Genomic DNA, 22,337 nt, shown 5'->3' on the forward strand with positions numbered 1-22,337 from the left:
TGCGGTTGATCGATGCATAGTGCCAACAAATTCGCACCGGTTTCCGCCCTTTCGCTGGCAGCGCTGGTGTGCGGCGGTATTCTGTTGCAATTGGCCGGCAGCGCGCTGAACGTGCTGGTGCCGCTGCAGATGGCCTTGCAGGGCCAGGCGCCCGCGATGATCGGCGCGGTTGCCTCTTCCTATGCGGCGGGTTTTCTCACCGGCTGTTTCGTCGGCGGCACGCTCACCCGCCGCGTGGGCCATATCCGCGCCTTTGCCATCCTCGCTGCCACGCAATCCTGCACCGTGCTGGCGCTGGCGCTGTTCACCGATGCCACCGCCTGGCTGATGCTGCGTTTTGCCGGCGGCTTTGCCGGCGCGGGCCTGTCCATCGTGATCGAAAGCTGGATCAATGGCCGCACCCCGCGCAGTTATCGCGGTCGCGTGCTGGCGGTTTATAATATCGTCAACCGCCTGGCGATGATCACCGGCCAGCTCTGGCCGGCCTTCACTGCCGCTAGCAGCACCGTGGCCTTCATCGTGATGGGCGGGCTGTATTCGGCGGCGCTGATCCCGGTGGGTTTCACGCGCACGCGGCCGCCCAAACGCCCCGATGCAGTGAAGGTGCGGCTTGCCGAAATCTGGGCCACCAGCCCGATCAGCCTCATCGGCTGCTTGTATGTGGGCCTGGTGGGCGGTGCGTTGATCGGCATGCTGCCGGCTTATGGCGTGCTGCGCGAAATGTCCCCCAGCGAAATCAGCATTCTCACCGCCATGGTGCAGATCGGCGCCATGAGCATGCAATGGCCGCTGGGCTTTGTGTCTGACCGCGTGGATCGCCGCAAGGTGATGCTGGGCACCGCGGCGGTGGGCATGGTGGCGGCGATTATGCTGCTGGCATTCTCGCCGTTGCCGCTTTATCTGGCATATGCCGCCTTTGCGGTGATCGGCGCGGCCTGCCTGCCGATCTATGCCCTGGCCGTGGCGCATGCCTACGATAAATCCGCCCGCGACAGTGCCATCACGCTATCGGCCAGTTTGCTGTTCGTGTGGGCTTCGGGTTCGGCGATCGGCCCGATGCTGATGTCTTTCGTGATGCAATTCGCCGGTCCGCGCGGCTTGCATGCCTATCTGGTGCTGCTATCGCTGATATTCATCGCGCTGGTGATGTGGCGTCTGGCCAAGCAGCCCGCGCCTCAGCATCGCACGCCGTTTGCAGCCGTGTCGCAAACGTCGCCGGTGATCGGCCGCACCGACGATGCGGCGCCGCATTAAACTTCGATCCGCGGCAGGGCTTGCAGCAATTCCCGGCTATGGGGATGTTGCGGCTGGCTGAATAGCTGTGCGGTGGGCGCGGTTTCCACGATCCGGCCATGCTGCATAACGGCCACGCGACCGCAGCTTTGCCGCACCACATTCAGATCATGCGAGATCAGCATCAGCGCCATGCCAAGCTGCAGGCGCAGATTTTCCAGCAGGGCCAGGATTTCCGCCTGCACCGGCGCATCCAGGCCGGCGGTGGGCTCGTCCAGCACGATCAGCGCCGGCTCGGTGGCGATGGCGCGAGCGATGCCGATACGGGTTTTCTGTCCGCCCGATAATTGATGCGGCAGGCGATTGAGCAGATTTTCCGGCAAGCCGGCCAGGCGCGCGCATTCCCGCACGCGGCTATCCAGCGCCTTGCCCTGCAGGCCCAGCAGATGCCGCAGCGGATCGGCAATCGCGGCAAAAGCCGTGTGGCGCGGATTGAGACTGCCGGCTGCATCCTGAAACACCATCTGGATGCGGCGGCGCTGGGCCGTGCCGGCAAAGCCATCTGCGGGCATGGCGGCGATATCCTGGCCTTCGAATTTCATGCTGCCGGCACTGGCATCCAGCAAACGCGCGATCAGCAGCGCCAGGGTGGATTTTCCGCAGCCGGATTCACCCACCAGGCCCAAGGCTTCGCCTTGCGCGATCTGCAAATCCACGCCATCCACCGCCGCCAGCATTTCGGCTTTGCCGCGCATCGGATAAAGCTTGCGCAGCGCCCGCACATCCAGCAACGGCACGGCTTCGCCTGCGGGCTGTGCTGCCATCCGATGCGGCAAGGCGGCGATCAGTTTTTGCGTATAGGCATGCTGCGGATCGGCAAACAGCGTTTGGCTTGCCGCGCATTCCACCACGCGGCCGGCCTGCATCACGGCCACGCGCCGGCAATGCGCGGCGGCCAGGGCCAGGTCGTGGGTGATGAACAGCACCGCCATGCCATGGCGCTGTATCAAGCCGTGCAGCAATTGCATGATCGCTGCCTGCGTGGTGGTGTCCAGCGCGGTGGTGGGTTCGTCGGCAATCAGCAGATCGGGTTTGCAGGCGAGCGCAAGCGCGATGCCCACACGCTGGCACATGCCGCCGGAAAGTTCATACGGATAGGCTCGCAGCAGACGGGCGGTATCCGTCAGCTGCACCTCGGCCAGCAGGCGTATGATCTCGGCCTGCAAAGCGGCGCCGCGCAAGCCCTGATGGGCATGCAGCACATCGGCAATCTGCCGCCCGATGCACCGCACCGGGTTCAGCGCCGCGCGCGCATCCTGGAAGATCATGGCTATGCCGCGCCCACGCAGGTGCTCTGGCCGCGCCTGCTTGCCGTGAAAACGGATATCGCCGGTAAGCTGCCCGCCTTGCGGCAGCAGGCCCAACACAGCCAAGGCGGCGGCGGATTTTCCGCTGCCGGATTCACCCACCAGCCCCAGCATCTCGCCGGGCTGGATGGCAAGCGTCAGGCCATTCAGCGCGGCGCTTGCGCCAAAGCTCAGGGTAAGGTTTTCGATTGCCAGCAGCGGTGCATTCATCGGCGCTGCCTCGGATCGAGCAGGTCGCGCAGGCCATCGCCCAGCAGGTTGAAGCACAAAACCGCCAGCGCCAGTGCCAGGCCGGGAAACAGCGCCGGCCACCAGCGGCCGCCGGCGATCTGCGCCGCCCCTTCGGCCACCATGATGCCCCATTCCGCCATCGGCGGCCGCACCCCCAGGCCGATGAAGGAAAGCCCGGCAGCATTCAAAATCGCCCACCCCATGTTGAGCGACATCTGCACCAGCAATATCGGCAGGATATTCGGCAGCAGCACGGCCAGCACGATGCGCCCATGGTTGTTGCCCGATAGCCGCGCCGCCAGCACATAACCGCTATGGCGTTGTCGGCCGGCTTCGGCGCGGGCGATGCGGATATAGAAAGGCAGATTGATCAGCGCGGTGGCATACACGATATTCGCCACCGAATTGCCGAATGCCGCCACCAAAGCCATGGCCATCACAAACATCGGGAAGGCCATCAGCATGTCCACCACCCGGCTGACCGCATTATCCAGCATGCCGCCGCGATAGCCGAGCAGCACGCCCAGCGGGCCGCCCAGCAGAAAGGCGATGCCAACGGCGGAAGCGGCGATCAGCAGATCTATCCGCGTGGCCACCATCACGCGGGACAGAATATCCCGCCCCAGATGATCGGTGCCGAACCAATGCAACGCCGATGGCGGCTGCAAGGCCCGCGCCACATTGCTGGCTTGCGGATCGAATGGCGCCAAGGCCGCGCCGAAAAGCGCCAGCAGGATCAGCCCGGCCAGCAGTATGCAAGCGAAAACCAGCAGCGGATTGCCGCGCATCATGGCGCACCCGTGCCGCTATCGATCATGCGCGGATCGATCAGGCCGTAAAGCAGGTCGATTGCCAGATTCAACAGCACATATAACAACGCCACGATAAGGATGAAGCCTTGCACCGGGGCATAATCATTGGTGATGGCGGCATCCAGCGCATAAGATCCGATGCCCGGCCAGGCGAATACCTTTTCCACCAGCACATTGGCACCCAGCATATACGAGATCACCACGCCCAGGGTGGTAACCACCGGGATCAATGCATTGCGCAGGGCATAGCCGTAAACTACGCGGCTTTGCGGCAGGCCCAATGCGCGGGCGGCGCGGATATAATCGCTGCCCAGGCTTGCCAGCATACCGGCGCGGGTGATGCGCGTGATCGGGCCGAGCGCGAACAAGGCCATGGTGGCGGCGGGCAATATCATCTGCGCCAGCGCGGCGGAAAACCGCTCGGCATTGCGCTCCAGCAGGCTGTCGAGCAGCAGAAAGCCGGTGATGCGCGGCGGTTCGCCGATGAAAAGATCGATCCGTCCGGCCGGCGCGGGCACCCAGCCGGCCTTGCTGTAGAACAGGTAGATCAGCAGGATGCCGCTCACGAAAGCCGGCATGGCGATGCTGAGCGTGGAAAGCAGCCGTGCCGCATGATCGATCCATGAATGCGGGCGCAGGGCGGCAGCCACGCCAAGCGGCAGCGATATCAGCAGGGCCAGCAGCAGGGCAACGGTCGTGAGTTCCAGCGAGGCCGGCAATCGTATCCACAGATCGCGCGCCACCGGCTGGCCGCTGCCCAGCGAATAGCCAAGTTCACCACGCAGCAATTCGCGGCCGTAGATCAACATTTGTTCAGGCAGGCTGCGATCCAGCCCCAGATGTTCGCGCAGCGCCTGGATTTCCGCCGGCCCGGCATTCGGCCCGGAAATGAAATAACTGCCCGGGTCGCCAGGCAGCATCCGCATCAGCACGAAGCTGAAGATCGTCACGCCCAGCAGGATCGGCAGCGCGGCCAGCAGGCGGCGGGCGGCATAAAGCCACCAGGCCCCGGCGGAACGAGAACGGAAAAGGCGCATGCTTCGATCCATCTGCGACAGCGCCATGGGTTTAACGCAAGGTGCGGTTTTGGCAAGGCTTTTCGCCTTGTCGGCAGGCATATGATTCCGCCGCATGCAGGCGCTTGCAATCCCTGGCCGCATAAACCACCATGCAGGCGCTTCGGTAAACGCAGTTGGGTGGATTGGTCATGCATATCGGTAAAGTACAATCGCTTTTGTTCGTTGGGTTGTTCATGCTTGCGGCCATGCCGGCGCAGGCGCAAACCGATATTCCGCGCGCGCAAACCTTGCGTGTGGTGCAGGAGACATTGCCCAACACGCTGGACCCGGCGGGATTGGGCGGCAATCCGCGCGTCAACGGCTATAGCTGGAATACCTACGATCGCCTGATCACCTTCGGCACCATGGCACTGCCCAATGGCAATCTGGTGTATGATTACAACACGCTGATCCCCGCCCTGGCCGAAAGCTGGGAGCAATCGGCTGATGGGAAAACCCTCACCTTCAAGATACGCAAAGGCGCGACGTTTCATGACGGCGCGCCGGTCACCGCCGAAGATGTGAAATGGTCGCTGGATCGTGCGGTCAGCGTTACCGTGGCGAAGAGCCAACTGGCCACCGGGTCGCTCACCGATCCGGCGCAATTCAGCGTGCTGGATGCCCATACCATCCGCATCAGCCTGCCGCGTGCCGATCGCTATACATTGCCTAATCTTGCGCTGTCGTTTCCGGTGATCATCAATGCCAAGCGGGTGCGCGCGCATGCGGCAGCCGATGATCCTTGGGGCGTGGAATGGCTGAAAAGCAACGATGCCGGCGGCGGCGCTTACAAGCTTGCCGGTTTCGAACCCGGCCAGCGGCTGGAATTGCTGCGCCATGATGGCTGGACCGTCGGGCCGCTGCCTGCCATGCGCCGGGTGATCATGCAGCAGGTGCCGGCTGCTGCCACGCGGCGCGCGCTTGTGGAACGCAACGATGCGGATATCGCCATGGATATTCTGCCGCGCGATATCGTGGATATGGAACAGAGCGGCAAGTTCAACGTTGTATCGACACCGCAGGTGAATGCCTTCCAGTTCATAGCCATGAATGCCGGCATCAAGCCGTTCGACGATGTGCGGGTGCGCCAGGCGATAGCCTACGCCTTGCCTTATCGGCAGATGTTCGAGGCCGCTTTGCTGGGGCGGGGTTTTCCCCTGTTCGGCGGTAGCGGCGAGGATAAAAGCGGGCGTTTTCCGGCGCCGCATCCTTATGCAGCCGATCTCGACAAGGCGAAAAAATTGCTTGCCGAAGCTGGTCTGGCCGGCGGCTTTGAAACCAGCCTTTCCTTCGATGCCGGCATTGCCAGCGTGGCTGAACCGGCCGCCTTGCTGGTGCAGGAAAGCCTGGCGCGGATCGGCATCAGGCTGCGGATCGAGAAGATTCCGGCCGGCCAGATCGGCAATGCGCTGATCAAAAAGGAAGTGCCGTTCTATTTCGAAGGATCGGCGGCCTGGCTGCGCGATACGGATTATTTTTTTCGCATCTTCTACCAGGGCGATACGCGCTGGAATTACGGCAATTACCATAATCCTGAAATCACCCGGCTGGCGCAGGATGCGCGCTGGGAAACCGATCCGGCGCAATACACGGCGATGACCCGCCGCATGGTGGAGATTGCCAACCGCGATGTGCCGATCATCCTGCTTTGGCAGGCGGCACAGGAATTGGTGGCGCAAAAGACTCTGCAGGGCTTCGTGTATTATCACCACCGCCAGGTGGATTTCCGCACTCTGTCGCGCAGGTGATGCCGTATGGCGATGCTTTGGCATGAGGGGAGGCGGTTCGAGGGCGACAGCTTCACCTTGCCGTTCAATGATCGCGGCCTGCTGCTTGGCGATGGCCTGTTCGAAACCATGCTGGTGCATGATGCCAACATCTGGCGCAAGGCGGAGCATCTGCAGCGCCTGAAAGACTCCGCGCTTGCGTTGAATATGCCGTTGGACGACCGGCCGGAACAGGCGCTGGCCGACCTGGCGCGCGTGGCCGGCGTCGGCTGCTGGGCGCTCCGGCTTACGGTAACCCGCGGGCCGGGCGAACGGGGCCTGCGCATGCCTGCCGCGCCGCGGCCCGAGGTGTTTGCCAGCATGGTGCCCTGGCGGCTGGATGCCGGCGGTCCGCTGCGGCTGGTCGTGTCGGATATCCGGCGCAACCAGACTTCGCCGCAATCTCGGCACAAAACGCTGGGCTATCTCGATAATATTCTGGCGCTGGAAGCGGCGTTAAAACAGGGCAGCGATGATGCCCTGTTGCTGAATAGTCAGGGCCGCCTGGCCTGCACATCTGCCGGCAATATCTTTGCCCTGGCCAATGATGCGCTGCTTACCCCGCCGCTGAGCGATGGCGTGCTGTCGGGCATCACGCGCCGCGCGATCATGGAAACGGCGCCCGCGCTGGGCCTGGCGGTGCGCGAGCAAAGCCTGGTGATAGCAGCGCTGCATAAGGCCCGGTCGGTATTCGTGGTGAACAGCCTGCGGCTGGTGCAGCCGGTGCTCAGCCTGGATGGGCAGATGCTGCGGCAGAACGATCTGGCGGCAAAGCTGAACGACCGGCTGCTGGCGGAAATTCAATCCAGCCCGAGATAGGCCTTCTGCACTTCCGGGCTTTGCAGCAGATCCTTGGCATCGCCTTCCATCACGATGCGGCCTTCTTCCAGCACATAGGCGCGGCTGGCCAGATTCATCGCCATGCTGACATTCTGCTCCACCAGCAGCACCGAAAGTCCATCGGCATTGATGCGGCGGATGGCGTCGAACATGTCCATCACGATGGAGGGCGCCAGGCCCAGCGACGGCTCGTCCAGCAATAGCAGCTTGGGCTGCGCCATCAGCGCGCGGCCGATCGCCACCATCTGTTGCTGGCCGCCGGACAGCGAGCCGGCCGGCATGTTCAGCTTTTCGCGCACGGGCGGAAACAGCGTGCAAACCTGCTCCAGCGTGCGGGCGCGATGGCTGCGCGGACCGGGCAGGAAACTGCCAAGCTCCAGATTCTCCATCACCGTCATGCTGGTGAACAGCCGGCGGCTTTCCGGCACGATGGCGATGCCGGCCTGGCAGAAAAGATGCGACGCCAGGCGGGTGATATCCTGTCCGCCCAATCGAATGCTGCCGCTGGTGGCGCGGTTCAGGCCGGCCAGGGCATTGATCAAGGTGGTTTTACCGGCGCCATTGGGGCCGACAACGCAGACCAGCTCGCCGCCGGCCACGTTGATATTCACATCCCACAAGGCAGGCGCGGCGCCATAGCCCACCCGCAGATCGCGCACCTCAAGCATGGGCTTTCCCCAGATAAGCGGTTTTCACTTCCGGCGCGCTCATCACTTCGGCCGGCAGGCCTTCGGCGATCAGCACGCCGTGATTGAGCACCACGATACGGTCGGTCAGCGCCATCACCGCGCGCATCACATGCTCCACGAAAATGATGGTGGTGCCTTGTGCGCGGATGCGGCGCACCATGTCGATGGCGCCGTTGATTTCGGAGGGCGTGAGGCCGGACAGCACTTCGTCCAGCATCAGCAGTTTGGGCCGTGCGGCCAGCGCGCGGGCGAGTTCCAGGAATTTGCGCTGATGCAGATTCAGGTCGTCGGGCAGGGCATCCTTGCGGTCGCCCAGGCCGGCGAAATCGGCGAATTCGTGCGCCTCATGCATGGCGGCTTCGCGCGATAGGGCGGCCGCGCCGAACATGCCGGCCATGGCGATGTTTTCCAGCACGGTCTTGTTCACGAAGGGGCGTGGAATTTGATAGGTGCGGGCGATGCCGGCCTGGGCGAAGAAATGCGCTTCCTGGCCGGAAAGCTCGCGGCCCATGAATTCGATGCTGCCGCCATCGTTGCGATAATGGCCGCTCACCACATTGATGAAGGTGGATTTGCCCGAGCCGTTAGGGCCGATCAGGCCGAGGATTTCGCCCTCGCGCACTTCCAGCGTCACGTCGTTGAGCGCCTTCAGGCCCTTGAAGGATTTCGACAGGCCGCGCACGCGCAGGATCGGTGCGCCGATCTTGGCGGCCTTTTCCGGCGCGGGGGCGGCATGCGGCACAACATGCTCGGTCGCGGGCTTCCGCTTCATACGCTTCAGCAGCGAAAACAGGCCCAGGATGCCGTTGGGCATGAACAGGATCACCACCACCAGGATGCCGCCGAAAATCGCGCGGCCCAGCACGGCGCCATCGCCGGAGGTGAAGAAATACAGCAGGCAGGTGATCGCCACGGCGCCAACGGCGGGGCCGAACCAATGCCGGCTGCCGCCCAGGATGCTCATCAGCACCACGCTCAGCGGCACGGTGATGGAAAACACTTCCGACACCGTGATGTAGGAGACGAACACCGAATGCACGCCGCCGGCCAGGCCGGCCAGGGCGCAGGAAACGGCGAGTGCGTAGAGCTTGAAGCGATAGGTGGGCACGCCCATCACCTCGGCCACGTCTTCATCGTCATGGATGGCGAACAGGCCGGCGCCGAAGCGCGAGACGTAGATCATGTAGGCCACCAGCAGCGAGATCACCGCCAGGATCAAGCCCATCATGTAGATCGAGGAAGCCTGGTTGGGGCCCAGTTTGGGGATGTCCACGCCCATCATGTAGATGCCGGGGCCGCCATCGATGCGGGTGTTGAGGATGATGGTGGCGATCACGAAGGTGATGGCCAGGGTAAGCAGCGCAAACAATTCGCCGCGCACGCTGGCCACGCGAAACACCACGGCGCCCAAGGCAAGGCCCAGCGCCACCGCTACCAGCGCGGCAACCGGCAGGCTGGCCAGAAAAGGCCAGCCCAATGTGCCGGCCATATAGGCCGCGCCATAGATGCCGGCGCCGAAGAAAGCGCCATGGCCGAAGGAGAAATAGCCGGTGTAGCCCGAGAGGATGTTCCACGACACCGCAAGGATGATCCAGTGGAATAGCAGATAGAGGAAGGATTCATAGAAGGCCGGCAGCCCGATCCAGGGCAAAACGGCCAAAGCGATGCCGCCGGCGACAATGGCCGTGAGAATACGACGGTCCATGATTTCAGGCCCTCCCGGGGCGGAACAGCAACATCATGATGAGCAGCGAGAAGGACACGATGGGTGCCCAGCTCGGCGCAAACAGCACCATGGCAATGGCCTCGCTCACGCCGATGATGATGCCGGCCACCAGCGGGCCGAGTGCGCTGCCCAGGCCGCCGAGCATCACGGCGGCAAACACCACCCCAACCCAGGAGAAAATCTGCGTGGGCGTGAGGGTGAAGATGACGGCGAAGCAGATGCCGGCCACGGCGGCCAGTGCCACGCAGAGGCCGGACAGCAGCAGCGACAGGCCGCGCTCGTTGATGCCGAAGGCGGCCGCGATCGGCGCATCCTCGGCCATGGCGCGCATCGCCTTGCCCAGATCGGTGAAACGCATGGCGGCCCAGATGGCAAAGGCCAATCCCACGGCCAGCAGCAGCGTGAACAATTCGGGGATCGGCACGAAAATGCCGCCGACGGAGAATTTCAATTCGTTGTAATGGGTCTGCATCTTGCGGAAATCGGCAGTCCAGATCCACTGGATCAGGCTTTCGATCATCACCGTGAGGCCGAAGGTGACCAGCAGGGAATTGAATGGGGTGATGCGAAAGCGCGCCAGCGCCCATTGTTGCACCACGCCGATGCCGAAGAAGATCGGCGGCAGGATCAGCAGCGCAAGCAGCGGATCCATGCCCCAATACTGGGTCATCTGATAGCAGAGATAGCCGGACAGGAAGACATAGCCGAAATGCGCCAGATTGATCTGCCGCAGCAGGCCCCAGGAAAGCCCCAAGCCTAAACCGATCAGCCCATACATGCCGCCGAGGAAAATGCCCGACAGAATCGACTGGGCAAGAAGGTTCAGGCTTGGGAGCGTCATCGTACCTACTCGCGTTTCAACTTAACGGGTTTTGATGGTAGCGCCCGGGGCGGCCCATTCCTTCGGCCACACGGTCACCCAGTTCTTGTCCTGAACCTGCTTCACGCGCATCAGGTCGTCGCCGTAATTGTTGCCGCGATCGAAGCGCAGCTTGCCCTGGATGGTGTCGACCTGGTTGGCCTTCAGCCAGTCGGCCATCTTGCGGTCGTCCAGGCTGTTGGTCGCGCGCACGGCGGCTTCCAGAATCTGCCAGGCCGAGAAAGAGGCGGCGGCCTGGGTTTCCACGGCGGTGTAGGGCAGACCGGCTGCCTTGGCGCGCTCGTTGAAGGTCTTCACGAACTTGGCCGCCACCGGATTGTCGGTGAAGGGCTTATGTTCTTCGAAGATGGTGAGCGCCATTGCACCCTGGCTTTCAGGAGAATTGGCCATCGGGCCGGGCGCGGGATAGAGATGGATGTTGAGCGGCGGCACATAGTCGATCTTCTTCATCGCCTCGAGCAGCATGTTGCCCTCCAGGCCGATATCGCCCACCCAGACCAGATCCGGCTTGGCATCCTTCACGCGCGCGGCGATCGGGCCGAAATCGCGGTTGCCGAATTCCCATTCCAGGAACAGCACTTCCTGCAGGCCGCGTTTCTTGGCCACTTCGCGCGCACCCACCGAGAGGAAATGCACGGAGGGGAATTTGCTGGTCACGATGGCGATGGTCTTGGGCGGCTTGGGCAACTGCGCCAGGCCCTCGAACACCGTTACCGGCACGGTATCTTCCGGCTTGGGGCCGACCGACCAGCCGGGGAAATGCATGTCGTATTTCGCCAGGGCGGGAATGCCCATGGTGTGCGAAATGATCATCTTGTTGTAGCGCTGGGCCACGCCGATGGAGGAGAGGATCGCGCCGGTAGCGTAGGGGCCCATCAGCAGGTCCACCTTGTCGGAGGTGACCAGCTGTTCATACAGCGTGCGGGCCACTTCCGGCTTGGACTGGTCGTCCTTGACGATCCATTCCACCTTGCGGCCGAGCAGGCCGCCGCGGCTGTTGAGGTCTTCGATATAGATTTCGCCGGTCAGCTTATGCACCAGCGCGGTGGCCGAGAGCGGGCCGGTCAGGGCCAGCGTGCCGCCGATGCGGATCGGGCCGGAGCCCTGGGCCACGGCCTGCGCCGAGAACAACCCGGCGCAGCCCAGTGCTACCGCCGCTGCGGCGGCGAGGCGTTTGATATTCAGCATCGTTTCCTCCTTGATGTTTTTGTTTTTGCCGATTTTATCGCGGGTAAGCGATTATTCGTTGCGGATGCCGTTGCGCAGCACGCCGATCTTGTCCACTTCCACTTCGATGATGTCGCCCTGCTTCATGAAAACCTTCGGGTTGCGGGCAAAGCCAACGCCGGCAGGCGTGCCGGAGATGATCACATCGCCCGGCTGCAAGGCGAAAATCTCCGAGCAGGTATTCACCAGCGTGACAACGTCGAAGATCATGTCCTTGGTATTGGCATCCTGCATCACCTTGCCGTTCAGGCGTGCCTGGATGCGCAGGCCGGTGGCGCCCGGCGGCAATTCGTCGGCGGTCACCAATTCGGGGCCGAAGCTGGCGCTGGCATCGAAATTCTTGCCGATCATCCATTGATGCGACTTGAACTGGTAGTCGCGGATCGAGCCGTCGTTGAACAGCGAATAGCCGGCCACGTAATCCAGCGCCTTATCCTTCGGGATATGGCGACCGGTCTTGCCGATGATCACGGCCAGTTCGGCTTCGTAATCGAATTCATCCGACACTTTCGGCTTCACCAGCGGCTCGTCATGCGCCACCCAGGAAGATGGAAAGCGGTGGAACAGCACCGGGTATTTCGGCGCGTCGTAGGGGCTCTCGGCTGCGTGGTCGACATAATTCAGGCCGACTGCGATGGCCTTGGAGGGGTTGAGCACCGGGGCCAGCAGCTTGGCCTTGGCAAAAGGCAGCGTCACCGCGGCCTTGGCGGCGGCCTCGCGGGCCTTGGCCATGCCGGCATCGCCCTGTTTCAGCAGCGCATCCACACTGTCCGGCAGGCCGGCGGCGGTGAGGTTGACCAGCGTATCGCCATTGCGTGCACCCAATTGGGTTTTGCCGGCATCGATGAAATTGACGAGTCGCATACTTGCTTTCCTGACTGTGTGGTGAATGTGACCGGGGTTGCGAAAAACCGGCTTCGTTATGAAGCGTGCTTTTCGTGATTGATGATGAAATCCGGCGGCGGCGTGGGGCCCCAGAGCGACAGGGCATCTTCCGGCGGATAATCCAGCGCCGGCCATTCGGTTTCGGCGCCGATGAAGTCGATATCGTAGGAATATTCGGTGAAGCTGCCCCAGGGGTCGCGGATGTAGCAGAAGTAGTTCGAGCCCACGACATGGCGGCCGACGCCCCAGCCCACATCATAGCCGGCTGCCTTCATCTGTTCGGCACCCAGGCCGATCTCGTCGATGCCGCGCACCACCCAGCTGGTATGGTGCAGGCCGCGGCTATCGGCCTTGGCGAAAGCCAGCAGGTGATGGTCGCTGGAATGCGGGCCGTGCATGAAGGCGATCACTTCGCCGGAATGGTCCGACAGCCTGAGGCCCAGAGCATCCTGGTAGAATTTCATCGAGCGCGGCACGTCGGTGCAGAAGAACAGCGCATGGGTCAAGCGCACCGGGCGCACCTTGGGCACGGTGCTGTGCTTGGGGCCGATCGGGATGCCGATCGGATTGTCCACGTAGAGCGGCCCATAGGCGGCGCCTTTCTGGTCGGGCGCGCATTTTTCGGCGACCGCGATCTGCAGCAGGATGCCGTCGGGGTCGCGCAGCCAGAAACCCTGGCTATCCACCAGCGGATGCGGATCGGCGCTGGGGATGCCGAGTTTGCGCAAGCGATGCTGCAGCGGCTCGTAATCTTCCTGGAATACGCCCAGCGTAAGGTATTCCAGCCGCTTCGGCTGGCCGCTCTGGTAAACGCTGCCCCAGCGGTGCGGGTGGTCGAATGTGTAGAGGTCGATATGGTTGCCCATATCGCGCACATCCAGGCCGAAAGCGGTGAAGTAATCCCTGGCGATGCCAAGATCGGGCACGCTGAATACGAAGCGGTCCAGGGAATGAATTCCGGTCACGCCGGGGCGCTTGGTGTTTTTCATTGCCGTTTCCTCCAACACGATCTTGTCTGATCGGGCTTTTTTGTATATTTTAAGGCTAACACATAGATTTCTGGCCAAGCAATATATTTTTCGGGTGGAAATGGTCGGGATAGTTACCGAATTGAAACCGCAAACCGAGTCGATCCCGGGAGGGAATGGCGCGGGCGGCAATGGCGCGACCAAGTCGCATCGCGCCTATCTGCAGATCCGGTCCGATATCCTGGCCTGCCGGCTATTGCCGGGCACCAAGCTGAATATCGCAGCGCTGGCGGCAGAGCTGGATGTGAGCCTGGGCGCGGTGCGCGAGGCGCTGTCGATGTTGCAATCGGAATCGCTGGTGCGGTCCGAGCCGCAGCGCGGCTACACGGTCAATCCGGTTTCGCCGAAGGAACTGGACGACATCACCGAAGCGCGTATCGCGCTGGAAACGCTGTGCCTGCGTATGTCGATCCAGCGCGGTGATTTGAGCTGGGAAACCAATCTGGTGGCGGCATGGCACCGCCTGTCGCGCCTCAGCGAGACGGAAGAGGGCAAGAGCCAGCATCTCAGCGAAACCTGGTCGCAGGCCCATGGCGAATATCATGCAAGTCTGGTGGCGGCTTGCGACAATAGCTGGCTGCAGCGCATGCGTGCGACTTTGTATGAACAGAGCGAGCGCTATCGCCGGCTGTCGTTGCCCCTGGGCACCGAACCCCGCGATGTGCCGGCCGAACACAAGGCGATTTTCGATGCCGCCATCGCCCGCGATGCCGATCGTGCGGTGGCCGCGTTGGAAGAGCATCTGCGCCGCACCACGATGATCCTCAAGGCTTCGCCGAGCCTTTAGCCAACAGGCCCGCCAGGGCAGGCGACAGGCCATGGGTGGCGGTTGGCTCAAGGGCGATGAGCCCGGCTGCGGCTGTTTGCGCGGCATAGCTGGCTGCCAGCATGGCTGCGGATAAGCCATCAATCACCGGGATTGCGATCTGCGTGGCCAATCCATTCACCATGCCGGCCATGGCCGCGCCGCCCAGCACGATGGCCTCGGCGCCATCTTCGATGCCAGCGGCCTTGGCTGCGTGCAGAATGGCCGCCTGCGCTGCCGCTGGGTCGGCCATGATGCCGGCGCCATCGGCGGCCAATGCGCGCACGCTGGCAAGCTGACTGCCCAGGCCCAGAGTCTGTACATATTCGCGCAGCATGGCGGGCCAGCGCGCACCGCCGGTGATGATGGAAAAGCGCCGCTTGCCATGGGCGGCCTGAAAACAGGCGGCTTCGGCCATGCCCACCACCGGGCAATGGGCAATCTCGCGCAAGGCGGCAAGACCGGGGTCGCCGAAACAGGCCAGCAGAATCGCATCGCAATCCTTGCCGCTGGCCGCATAGGCATCCAACGCGGCGTGGCCGGCGATTGCATAGCCGGCGCGGCTGGCGATCACTTCGGCGCCGAACCGCGCCGTGGTTGCCTGCAATTCCATGCCGGGCGGCGCCAGCCGCCAGGCGGCGCTGAGCACGCGCTCGGTCATCGCCGCGTTGGTATTCGGATTCAGCAGCAGCAGACGCATCAGGAAGCCGGTTGGTTATCCAGCCAATGCTGGGCGATCTGCGCCCGGGTGGCGATCCAGGCGCTGCCGGATTCCGTGATATGGCGCAGGATCTGCTCCAGCGCGGCGATGCGTCCGGGCCGTCCGATCATGCGCAGATGCAGGCCGATAGACATCATGCGCGGCGCGGTTTGGCCTTCGCGGGCCAGCCAATCATAGGCATCGGTTACATAGCCGGAGAAATCGCCGGCGCGGGCGAAACGCTGGGTGTTTTGAAACTGCATGTCGTTGGTATCGAACGCATAGGGCAGCACCAGATGGCGCTTGCCGCTCACGTTCACGAAATACGGCATGTCGTCGTTATAGGCGTCGCTGTCGTAGAGAAAGCCGCCATCCTCCACCAGCAGGCGGCGGGTGTTGGCCGAACTGGCCGAGCGCGTATGCCAACCGCGCGGCCGCTGGCCGGTGGCCGCCTCGATGGCCTGGATGGTGCGGCTGATGCAATCGCGTTCGTCTGCCTCGCTCATGTCGGCATGGCTTTGCCAACGCCAACCATGGGCCGATACTTCGTGGCCGCGTGCCACCGCGTCGCGTGCCAGCAGCGGCGAACGCTGCACGGCCAGGCCGCAGGCGCTCACCGTAGCCTTGGCGTTAAAGCGGTCGAGCAGATCCATGACACGCCACCAGGCGGCGCGGCTGCCGTATTCGAAATGGCTTTCGATGCAGGGATCGGCGCCATCCAGGCGATGCACCACTTCGTAGATTGCCTCGTTATGGTCGTCGCCGCCCGAGACGGTGAATTCGGCGCCTTCTTCGAAATTCACCACGAAAGACACCGCCACCGATGCATTGCCGGGCCAGCGTATGGCCGGCGGCTTGCCGCCATAGCCGATCAGGTCGCGCTGCATGGGGGAAGCATTATTGTCGTTCGAACGCGGCTGCATACGCACACTCAGTCTCCGGTTCCGGCCATGCGGTTGAGGCCCACCAGGCGGTCGCCGATCAGCAGCAGGGCCAGGGTGGCCGCCAGGATCAGGCTGGACAAGGCCGCCAGGGTGGGATCGGGCGCTTCCTCGATATATTGCAGCATCTTGATCGGCAGCGTCTTGGTGCGTGCATCGGTGAGGAAGATCGAGATCGGGTAATTGTCGAAAGACGCCAGGAAGGCGAAGAACGAGGCGGTGAAGAAAGACGGCGCCAAGGCCGGCACCATCACCTTCATGATCGCGGCGGGAAAGCTGCAACCCAGCATGCGCGCGGCCTCGATCAGCGTGAAGTCGAACCGCGTGAGGCCGGCCAGCATGGTGCGCGCCACATAGGGCAGGGTGATGATCAGATGCGCCAGCAGCAGCGCCGGATAGGCGGCGGTAAGGCCAGCCATGCGGAAGAATTGCAGCAGCGCGATGCCGATCACCAGGCCGGGCAGCATCAACGGCGAAACCAGCAGAGCGCCGAAAATCTCGCCGCCCGGCAGCTTGCCGCGGATGATGCCGATCGCCGCCATGGTGCCCAGTATCAGCGAGATCGCGGTGGAAAGCGCCGCTACCTGCAAGGTAAGCAGCAAGGCCGGCCAGAAACCATCCAGATTGCCGATGCGGCCATACCAGCGCAGCGACAAGGCGCCACCGGGATCGAAGAGCGGAGGCAAATCGAAAACCGGCGTGGGCGAAAAGCTGGTGGCTACGATCACCGCCAGCGGCGCCAGCAGAAAGGCCGATGCCAGCAGGATGCAGAGGATGCAGAAGCCGATGGCGATGCGTTCGGTCATGGCATCCTCACGATTTGGGCCGGCCCAGCCGGGCGCTGAGCATCACCACGGTGAGTGCAATCGCCAGCAGCACGGCACCGGCCGCCGCGCCGAAAGCCGGTTCGCGGGTGAGCAGGAAGGCCTTGGCGATCAGTGTCGGCAGGGTTTGATAGCGTTCGCCCATCAGCAGGGTGGGGATCACATAGGCCGATACCGCCAGGGCAAAAACCAGTGCCGTGCCGGCCACGATGCCAGGCAGGCTGAGCGGCAAGGTCACACGCAGGAAACGCAGCAATGGCGGGGCGCCGAGCGTGGCGGCGGCTTCGTTCAGCCGGCGGTCGATCTGCGCCACCACGGCAAAAACCGGCAGGATCATGAATGGCAGGAAGATGTTGACCGCGCCTACGATCAGCGCGGTTTCGGTGAAGATCAGCCGGATCGGCTCGTCGATGATGTGCAGTGCCATCAGTGTCTTGTTCACCACGCCGGTGGAGCGCAGCAGTACGGTCCAGGCAAAGGCCTTCACGATCACGCCGATGGATAGCGGCAGGAATAATGTCAGCAGCAGCAGGCTGCGCAGGCGGCCGCGCAGATAGATCAGGCCGAAGGCCGCCGGATAGCCCAGCAGCAAAGCGAAGACGGTGGTCAGGCTGGCGAATTTCAGCGAGTTCCAGATGATGCCTAGGTAATAGCCATCGCCCAGCAGCTTGCCATAGGCCGTGAGGCCGAAGCCGCCCTGCGGACCGGTGAGGCTGACCGGCAGCAGAAACATCAACGGCAGCATGAACAGGCCCAATAGCGGCAGCATGGCCGGCACCAGCAGGCCATAGCCCAGCATGCGTTCGCGCCCGATCAGTCTGCCGCTCATGAGGCTGCGTCCGGATCGGGATAGACGAAGGTTTTGTCCACCGGCCAATGCAGGGTTACGGCGGCGCCGGCTTCGGGCTGCGGCGAACCGCCGGCAAGCTGCGCCAGCAACTGCGCGCCGTTGGCGGCATCCACATGCAACATGCTATGCGCGCCATGGAAAACCGCCATGCGCAGGCGGCCACTGACGCTGTTGGCATTGCCAAGCGGCGCGATGCCAATATGCTCGGGCCGCACCGCCACCACCACTTTGGCGCCGATGGCGAAATTCGCCCGTGCGCGTACCGGGCCAGCCTGGGTGTCGATTTCGATCAGGCCTTGGGCATCCTGACCGGTCACGCGGCCCTTGAGCTGGGTCGACAATCCGATGAACGACATCGCAAACAGCGTAGCCGGTTCGGCATAGATGGTTTTCGGATCGGCATATTGTTCGATCCGTCCGCCCTGCATCACCGCGATGCGATCAGACATGGTGAGCGCTTCGTCTTGATCGTGGGTTACGAAAATCGCCGTGCCGCCGATCTCGCGCAGCAACTGGCGCAACTCCACCTGCATTTCCTCGCGCAGCTTGCGATCCAGCGCGCTCAAGGCTTCGTCGAACAGCACCACGGTGGGCTGCACGGCCAATGCGCGGGCCAGCGCCACGCGTTGCTGCTGGCCGCCCGAAAGCGCCGAGATCGGCCTATCGGCCAGATGCGCCAGATGCACCAGGCCGAGATAGCGTTCGATGGTTTCCGCCATGCCGGCCTTGGCCATGCCCTGGATGTGCAGGCCGAAGCCGATATTGTCGCGCACATTGAGATGCGGAAACAGTGCGTAATTCTGGAACACCACGCCGATATTGCGCTTATGCGGCGGCATGCGGGTGACATCGCGGCCGGCAATCGTCACCTGGCCCTGATCGGGCAGGGTCAGGCCGGCAATCGCCCGCAGCAAGGTGGTCTTGCCGCAGCCGGAAGGGCCGAGCAGGGTCACCAATTCGCCGGGCGCCACCGCAAGGTCCACACGGTCCAGCACGGTGGCGGCACCGAAGCGTTTGGAAACCGCGCGCACACGCAGCCTTGCGGTTTCCGGGCGTGCGGTTTCCTCTTGCATGGCGGGTTTCGCGCTCACAGCAACTCGCGGTTCCAGCGTTCGATCCAGGCCGGCCGGCCCTTGGCGAAATGCTCCCAATCCGGCGCAAACAATTTGGCGGCATCGGGGAAGCCGGCCGGCTTGGTGGCATCGGGATTGACCGGCGCCACGAAGGCCTTGGCTGCCAGCACGCTCTGCACCTCGGGGCTCAGGAAAGCGTCGATCACCGCATTGGCCAAATCGCCGCCGGGGCCATTGGACACCTTGGCGAGGCCAGACGGCATGGCGAAACCGCCTTCCTGCGGAATCGCCAAATCCACCGGCGAACCATCGGCCTTGCGGATCAGCGTATAGGCCGAGAACTGGCCGCCGATCATCGCGGCTTCGCCTTGCTCCAGCAGGTTAATCGCCTGCGGGGCGTTGGTGTAGATGTTCAGTAGGTTGGGCTTCAGGCTTTTCAGTTTCTTGAACGCCGCCTCGATATCGTATTGCGCATCCTTGAACGGCTTGCCGGTTTCCAGATGCGCGGCCACCAGCAGGGTCCAATAGCCTTCGGTGTTGTTCAGCGAGGGCACGATCACACGGCCCTTGTTGGCGCCATCCCACAGCGCGGTCCAGCTTGCCGGCGGGGTTTTCATGCGGCTGCTGTTGAAAGCGATGCCGGCCCAGGGCTGTTGGTAATTCACCCACAAGCCATCGCGATGAATGGTGGTGGCCGCAAGCTTGCCCATGGTGGGCACGGCGGCCGGTGCGATCTTGGCGATCAGGCCTTGATCGGCGGCGGCCAGCATCACCGGATCGTCCATCACCACCACCGACATTTTCGGCGCCGCTTTGTCGGCCTGCAGCTTTTGCAGATTGGTGAGCGAATTGGAGCCTTCATAGAGAATCTTCACGCCCAGCTTCTTCTCGATGATCGGGAAGATATCGGCGTTGAAATATTTGGCGGCGCCGGCGGGGCCGCCTACAACGATTTCCTTGGGCTGAGCGCGAACCAGACCCGGCATGCCGACCAGGCCGATGGCGGCGCCGGCGGTCAGACCGCTTTTGAGAAAGCTGCGGCGAGAATGCTTGGCTTGCGAATAGGATGCGATGTTCATTATGTCCCCCTGGTCAGAATGGCGCCTTTCGCAGGGCGGGGCGAGCCCGTCTGCCGCCGGCTTGCGATCCAGGAGGGCTACGCAAGGCTTGTGCCAAATGTGCACAATTTGTATAACCATATAGGAATAAAGGATTTTGAATTATATGCCCCATCATATCGGCCATCCCTGGAAATTTTTGTGCACATTTTATATTAAAAGTGTGCACAAAAATTGCGCGCTTGTCACGGTCTTCTGACATGGCGAGCGCAGATGAGGCGATTTATCGCGAGATAGCCGACGCCATCCTGCAGGGGCGGTTGAAGGCCGGCACCAAATTGCCGGAACACAAACTGGCGGCGATTTTCGGCGTCTCGCGCGAGCGTATCCGTAAATTGCTGCATCGCCTGGCTGCTGAACGGCGGTTGGAAATCATCCCCAATCGCGGGTGTTTCGTACCCCGGCCCAGCGTTGCCGATGTACGGATGATTTACGAGGCGCATCGGGTCTTCGAGGCCGGCGTGATCGAGCAACTGCTGCGCAGGCTGGACGACCGTATTTTACAGGCCCTCGATGCCCATCTGGCGCAAGAGCGCGAGGCTGCCGGGCGCGGCGACCGCGCGGCGTCGGTCCGGCTTTCAGGGGCATTCCACCTGCTGCTCACCGACTCCCTGGGCAATGCGGAATTATCCAGGTTCTTGAGGGAGTTGCTGAGCCGCTCGTCGCTCATGGTGTCGGTTTACGAACCGGCGCAATCCTCGGTCTGTGCGGTGGATGAACATGCCGGCATCGTGCAGGCGCTGCGACAGCGCGACCTGGCTACGGCCTTGCGGCTTTCGCGCGAGCATTTCACCCATATCGAGAACCGGCTAAACCTTGAGCATGCAGGTGGGCCGGATGCCGATCTAGCAGCGCTATTCGCCTCCCGGGAACCATAAGCCGGGCAACCAGCATATGGATTGTCAGGCGGCTTTCATACAGCGGGAACGGGAAACCACACTGTAGAATAGTTTTTCAGAATGAACCCCTTGGCAATTGCGCCATGCCACTACAAGTATATATATAGTTACTGCTTTTCTTGGCCCTTAAGCCCCTTGCTTCGCCATGATGGATTACCAGGATCCACCTTTCATGCTGTCGGTCATGCTCGACCGGCATGCCGCGTATGTGCAGCGCAAAAAAGACGGCAAGCGCATGCAGCGCTCGGGCGAGGATTTTTGCGGCCTGATGCTGAACGAAGCGATTCTGGACGATGCCATTCTGCCCGGCGCGCGCTTCATCCGCGCTTCGCTGGCCCGGGCCAGGATGAAGGGCACCGATCTTTACAACGCGGATTTCACGCGCGCCGAGATTTCTGCGGCCACGCTTGAAAACGCCGATCTGCGCGGCGCCAATCTCCAATCCGTCCGTGCGGTGAAGACCGTGTTCAAGGGCGCAGATATGCGCCCCGGCCGCCTTGTGCAGGTGAACAAGGAAACCGGCGAGACCCGCGAGGCGACCCGCAATATCAATCTGGGCGAGGCGCAGATCGACGGCGCGGATTTTTCCAACGCACAGCTTGAAAGCGCCAACTTGTCGGTATCCTCCGCGCGGGAGGCCAGTTTTTCCGGGGCCTCGATGTCGTCGGTCAATCTCAGCGGTGCCGATCTCAGCGGTGCCGATTTCAGCAATGCCGAATTGCCCGGCGCCAACCTGACCGGTGCCCGGGTGGAGCATTGCAACTTCAATGGCGCCAACCTGAAAGGCGCCAATCTGCGCAATGTGGATCTCAGCAAGGCACGCATGGGCAATGCCAAGCTGGAAGGCGCCATCATTCGCAACGGCGTGGAATTGTCGCCGCAGCTTGAGCAGGTGCTGCAGCAGCATAGCCTGTGGATCGCCAGCGAAGGCGAGCAGGGCACACGCGCCGACTTCACCAAACAGCAGATGACCGGCGCGGATTTTTCAGGCTGCGACCTGCGTGGCGCGGATTTCGCCTATGCCGATCTGGCCGGCGCCGATTTCACCCGCGCGCAACTGGGCTTCACCAATTTTCTCGGCGCCATCCTGCGCGCGGCGCGGTTCGATCTCAGCCTTTGCGCCGGCACCATGTTTCAGAGCGCCGATCTGTCGCGCGCCAGCTTTCGCGGTGCCGAAGTGGTGGGCACCGAAGTTTACAACGCGCAGGGCGAAAGCACCGGTCGCATGGTGTATCCGCGTTTCGATGGCGCGATCATGGCCGATGTGGATTTTTCCGGGGCCCGCATGTTCGGCCTCAATTTCACCAAGGCAGTCGATCGCCGGCTGATCCTGAACGGCGCGTTGATCGATGCCTGCCTGGGCCTGCCGGCACGCCAGGAATAAG

General features: G+C 62.8%; 21 protein-coding genes. 6 read left to right on the plus strand and 15 right to left on the minus strand.

Annotated features, from left to right (window positions below; all coding sequences use genetic code 11):
- Positions 1–12: 12 nt before the first annotated feature.
- A complete protein-coding gene (locus KF827_RS00595) occupies positions 13–1,254 on the plus strand; it encodes an MFS transporter (RefSeq protein WP_290998089.1) in 1,242 nt (413 codons plus the stop codon).
- Here KF827_RS00595 and nikE read toward each other — a convergent pair.
- From nikE to KF827_RS00610, 3 genes are read right to left on the minus strand one after another with little or no spacing between them, the layout of a single operon-like run.
- Positions 1,251–2,810 (minus strand): ABC transporter ATP-binding protein, encoded by a 1,560-nt coding sequence (nikE, locus tag KF827_RS00600; RefSeq protein WP_290998094.1) that lies wholly within the window; start codon positions 2,808–2,810, stop codon positions 1,251–1,253. The two genes, KF827_RS00595 and nikE, sit on opposite strands and share 4 nt — an antisense overlap.
- A complete protein-coding gene (locus tag KF827_RS00605; protein ID WP_290998097.1) occupies positions 2,807–3,622 on the minus strand; it encodes an ABC transporter permease in 816 nt (271 codons plus the stop codon). The genes nikE and KF827_RS00605 overlap by 4 nt, the downstream gene beginning before the upstream one ends.
- Positions 3,619–4,680: an ABC transporter permease gene (locus tag KF827_RS00610; RefSeq protein WP_290998100.1), complete on the minus strand. Its 1,062-nt coding sequence runs from the start codon at positions 4,678–4,680 to the stop codon at positions 3,619–3,621. The genes KF827_RS00605 and KF827_RS00610 overlap by 4 nt, the downstream gene beginning before the upstream one ends.
- A gap of 170 nt (positions 4,681–4,850) precedes the next feature.
- Between KF827_RS00610 and KF827_RS00615 the strand changes: the two genes are divergently transcribed.
- The gene (locus tag KF827_RS00615) at positions 4,851–6,449 is read left to right on the plus strand and encodes an ABC transporter substrate-binding protein (RefSeq protein WP_290998103.1); all 1,599 of its coding nucleotides are present in this window, start codon (positions 4,851–4,853) and stop codon (positions 6,447–6,449) included.
- 6 nt (positions 6,450–6,455) lie between these two features.
- The gene (locus KF827_RS00620; protein WP_290998106.1) at positions 6,456–7,286 is read left to right on the plus strand and encodes an aminotransferase class IV; all 831 of its coding nucleotides are present in this window, start codon (positions 6,456–6,458) and stop codon (positions 7,284–7,286) included.
- Here the strand turns inward: KF827_RS00620 and KF827_RS00625 are convergent.
- Genes KF827_RS00625 through KF827_RS00650 form a run of 6 tightly spaced genes read right to left on the minus strand, consistent with a single transcriptional unit; the run spans position 7,268 to position 13,703 of the window.
- Positions 7,268–7,975 (minus strand): ABC transporter ATP-binding protein, encoded by a 708-nt coding sequence (locus tag KF827_RS00625; protein ID WP_290998109.1) that lies wholly within the window; start codon positions 7,973–7,975, stop codon positions 7,268–7,270. The genes KF827_RS00620 and KF827_RS00625 overlap by 19 nt on opposite strands.
- Entirely contained in the window at positions 7,968–9,701 is a 1,734-nt protein-coding gene (locus KF827_RS00630) for a branched-chain amino acid ABC transporter ATP-binding protein/permease (protein WP_290998112.1), read from the minus strand. Before KF827_RS00630 ends, KF827_RS00625 begins: the two co-directional genes overlap by 8 nt.
- Before the next feature lie 4 nt (positions 9,702–9,705).
- Positions 9,706–10,563: a branched-chain amino acid ABC transporter permease gene (locus KF827_RS00635; RefSeq protein ID WP_290998115.1), complete on the minus strand. Its 858-nt coding sequence runs from the start codon at positions 10,561–10,563 to the stop codon at positions 9,706–9,708.
- Between the two features lie 21 nt (positions 10,564–10,584).
- The gene (locus KF827_RS00640; RefSeq protein ID WP_290998118.1) at positions 10,585–11,790 is read right to left on the minus strand and encodes an amino acid ABC transporter substrate-binding protein; all 1,206 of its coding nucleotides are present in this window, start codon (positions 11,788–11,790) and stop codon (positions 10,585–10,587) included.
- Between the two features lie 51 nt (positions 11,791–11,841).
- Positions 11,842–12,693, minus strand: a complete 852-nt coding sequence (locus KF827_RS00645; protein WP_290998121.1) for a fumarylacetoacetate hydrolase family protein — start codon at positions 12,691–12,693, stop codon at positions 11,842–11,844.
- 56 nt (positions 12,694–12,749) lie between these two features.
- Positions 12,750–13,703 carry a VOC family protein gene (locus tag KF827_RS00650; RefSeq protein WP_290998124.1) on the minus strand — a complete coding sequence of 318 codons (954 nt, stop codon included), beginning with the start codon at positions 13,701–13,703 and terminating at the stop codon, positions 12,750–12,752.
- Between the two features lie 121 nt (positions 13,704–13,824).
- Between KF827_RS00650 and KF827_RS00655 the strand changes: the two genes are divergently transcribed.
- Positions 13,825–14,529 (plus strand): GntR family transcriptional regulator, encoded by a 705-nt coding sequence (locus tag KF827_RS00655; RefSeq protein WP_290998154.1) that lies wholly within the window; start codon positions 13,825–13,827, stop codon positions 14,527–14,529.
- Here the strand turns inward: KF827_RS00655 and KF827_RS00660 are convergent.
- The 6 genes from KF827_RS00660 to KF827_RS00685 are packed head-to-tail and all read right to left on the minus strand — an operon-like array spanning position 14,507 to position 20,014.
- Positions 14,507–15,247 (minus strand): aspartate/glutamate racemase family protein, encoded by a 741-nt coding sequence (locus tag KF827_RS00660; protein WP_290998166.1) that lies wholly within the window; start codon positions 15,245–15,247, stop codon positions 14,507–14,509. The genes KF827_RS00655 and KF827_RS00660 overlap by 23 nt on opposite strands.
- Positions 15,247–16,170 carry a polysaccharide deacetylase family protein gene (locus KF827_RS00665; protein ID WP_290998173.1) on the minus strand — a complete coding sequence of 308 codons (924 nt, stop codon included), beginning with the start codon at positions 16,168–16,170 and terminating at the stop codon, positions 15,247–15,249. Before KF827_RS00665 ends, KF827_RS00660 begins: the two co-directional genes overlap by 1 nt.
- Positions 16,171–16,178: 8 nt before the next feature.
- On the minus strand, positions 16,179–16,994 hold the full coding sequence (locus KF827_RS00670) for an ABC transporter permease (RefSeq protein ID WP_290998177.1): 816 nt from the start codon (positions 16,992–16,994) through the stop codon (positions 16,179–16,181).
- A gap of 7 nt (positions 16,995–17,001) precedes the next feature.
- On the minus strand, positions 17,002–17,841 hold the full coding sequence (locus tag KF827_RS00675; RefSeq protein ID WP_290998180.1) for an ABC transporter permease: 840 nt from the start codon (positions 17,839–17,841) through the stop codon (positions 17,002–17,004).
- Positions 17,838–18,935 (minus strand): ABC transporter ATP-binding protein, encoded by a 1,098-nt coding sequence (locus KF827_RS00680; protein ID WP_290998183.1) that lies wholly within the window; start codon positions 18,933–18,935, stop codon positions 17,838–17,840. The genes KF827_RS00675 and KF827_RS00680 overlap by 4 nt, the downstream gene beginning before the upstream one ends.
- A 14-nt stretch (positions 18,936–18,949) precedes the next feature.
- Entirely contained in the window at positions 18,950–20,014 is a 1,065-nt protein-coding gene (locus tag KF827_RS00685) for an extracellular solute-binding protein (RefSeq protein ID WP_290998187.1), read from the minus strand.
- A 239-nt stretch (positions 20,015–20,253) separates the two neighbouring features.
- Between KF827_RS00685 and KF827_RS00690 the strand changes: the two genes are divergently transcribed.
- Together KF827_RS00690 and KF827_RS00695 are read left to right on the plus strand one after the other, a co-directional pair.
- On the plus strand, positions 20,254–20,931 hold the full coding sequence (locus tag KF827_RS00690) for a GntR family transcriptional regulator (RefSeq protein ID WP_290998197.1): 678 nt from the start codon (positions 20,254–20,256) through the stop codon (positions 20,929–20,931).
- 193 nt (positions 20,932–21,124) lie between these two features.
- The gene (locus KF827_RS00695; protein WP_290998200.1) at positions 21,125–22,336 is read left to right on the plus strand and encodes a pentapeptide repeat-containing protein; all 1,212 of its coding nucleotides are present in this window, start codon (positions 21,125–21,127) and stop codon (positions 22,334–22,336) included.
- The last annotated feature ends 1 nt before the right edge of the window (position 22,337 follow it).

Source organism: Ferrovibrio sp. (assembly GCF_019636075.1).
GTDB lineage: Bacteria > Pseudomonadota > Alphaproteobacteria > Ferrovibrionales > Ferrovibrionaceae > Ferrovibrio.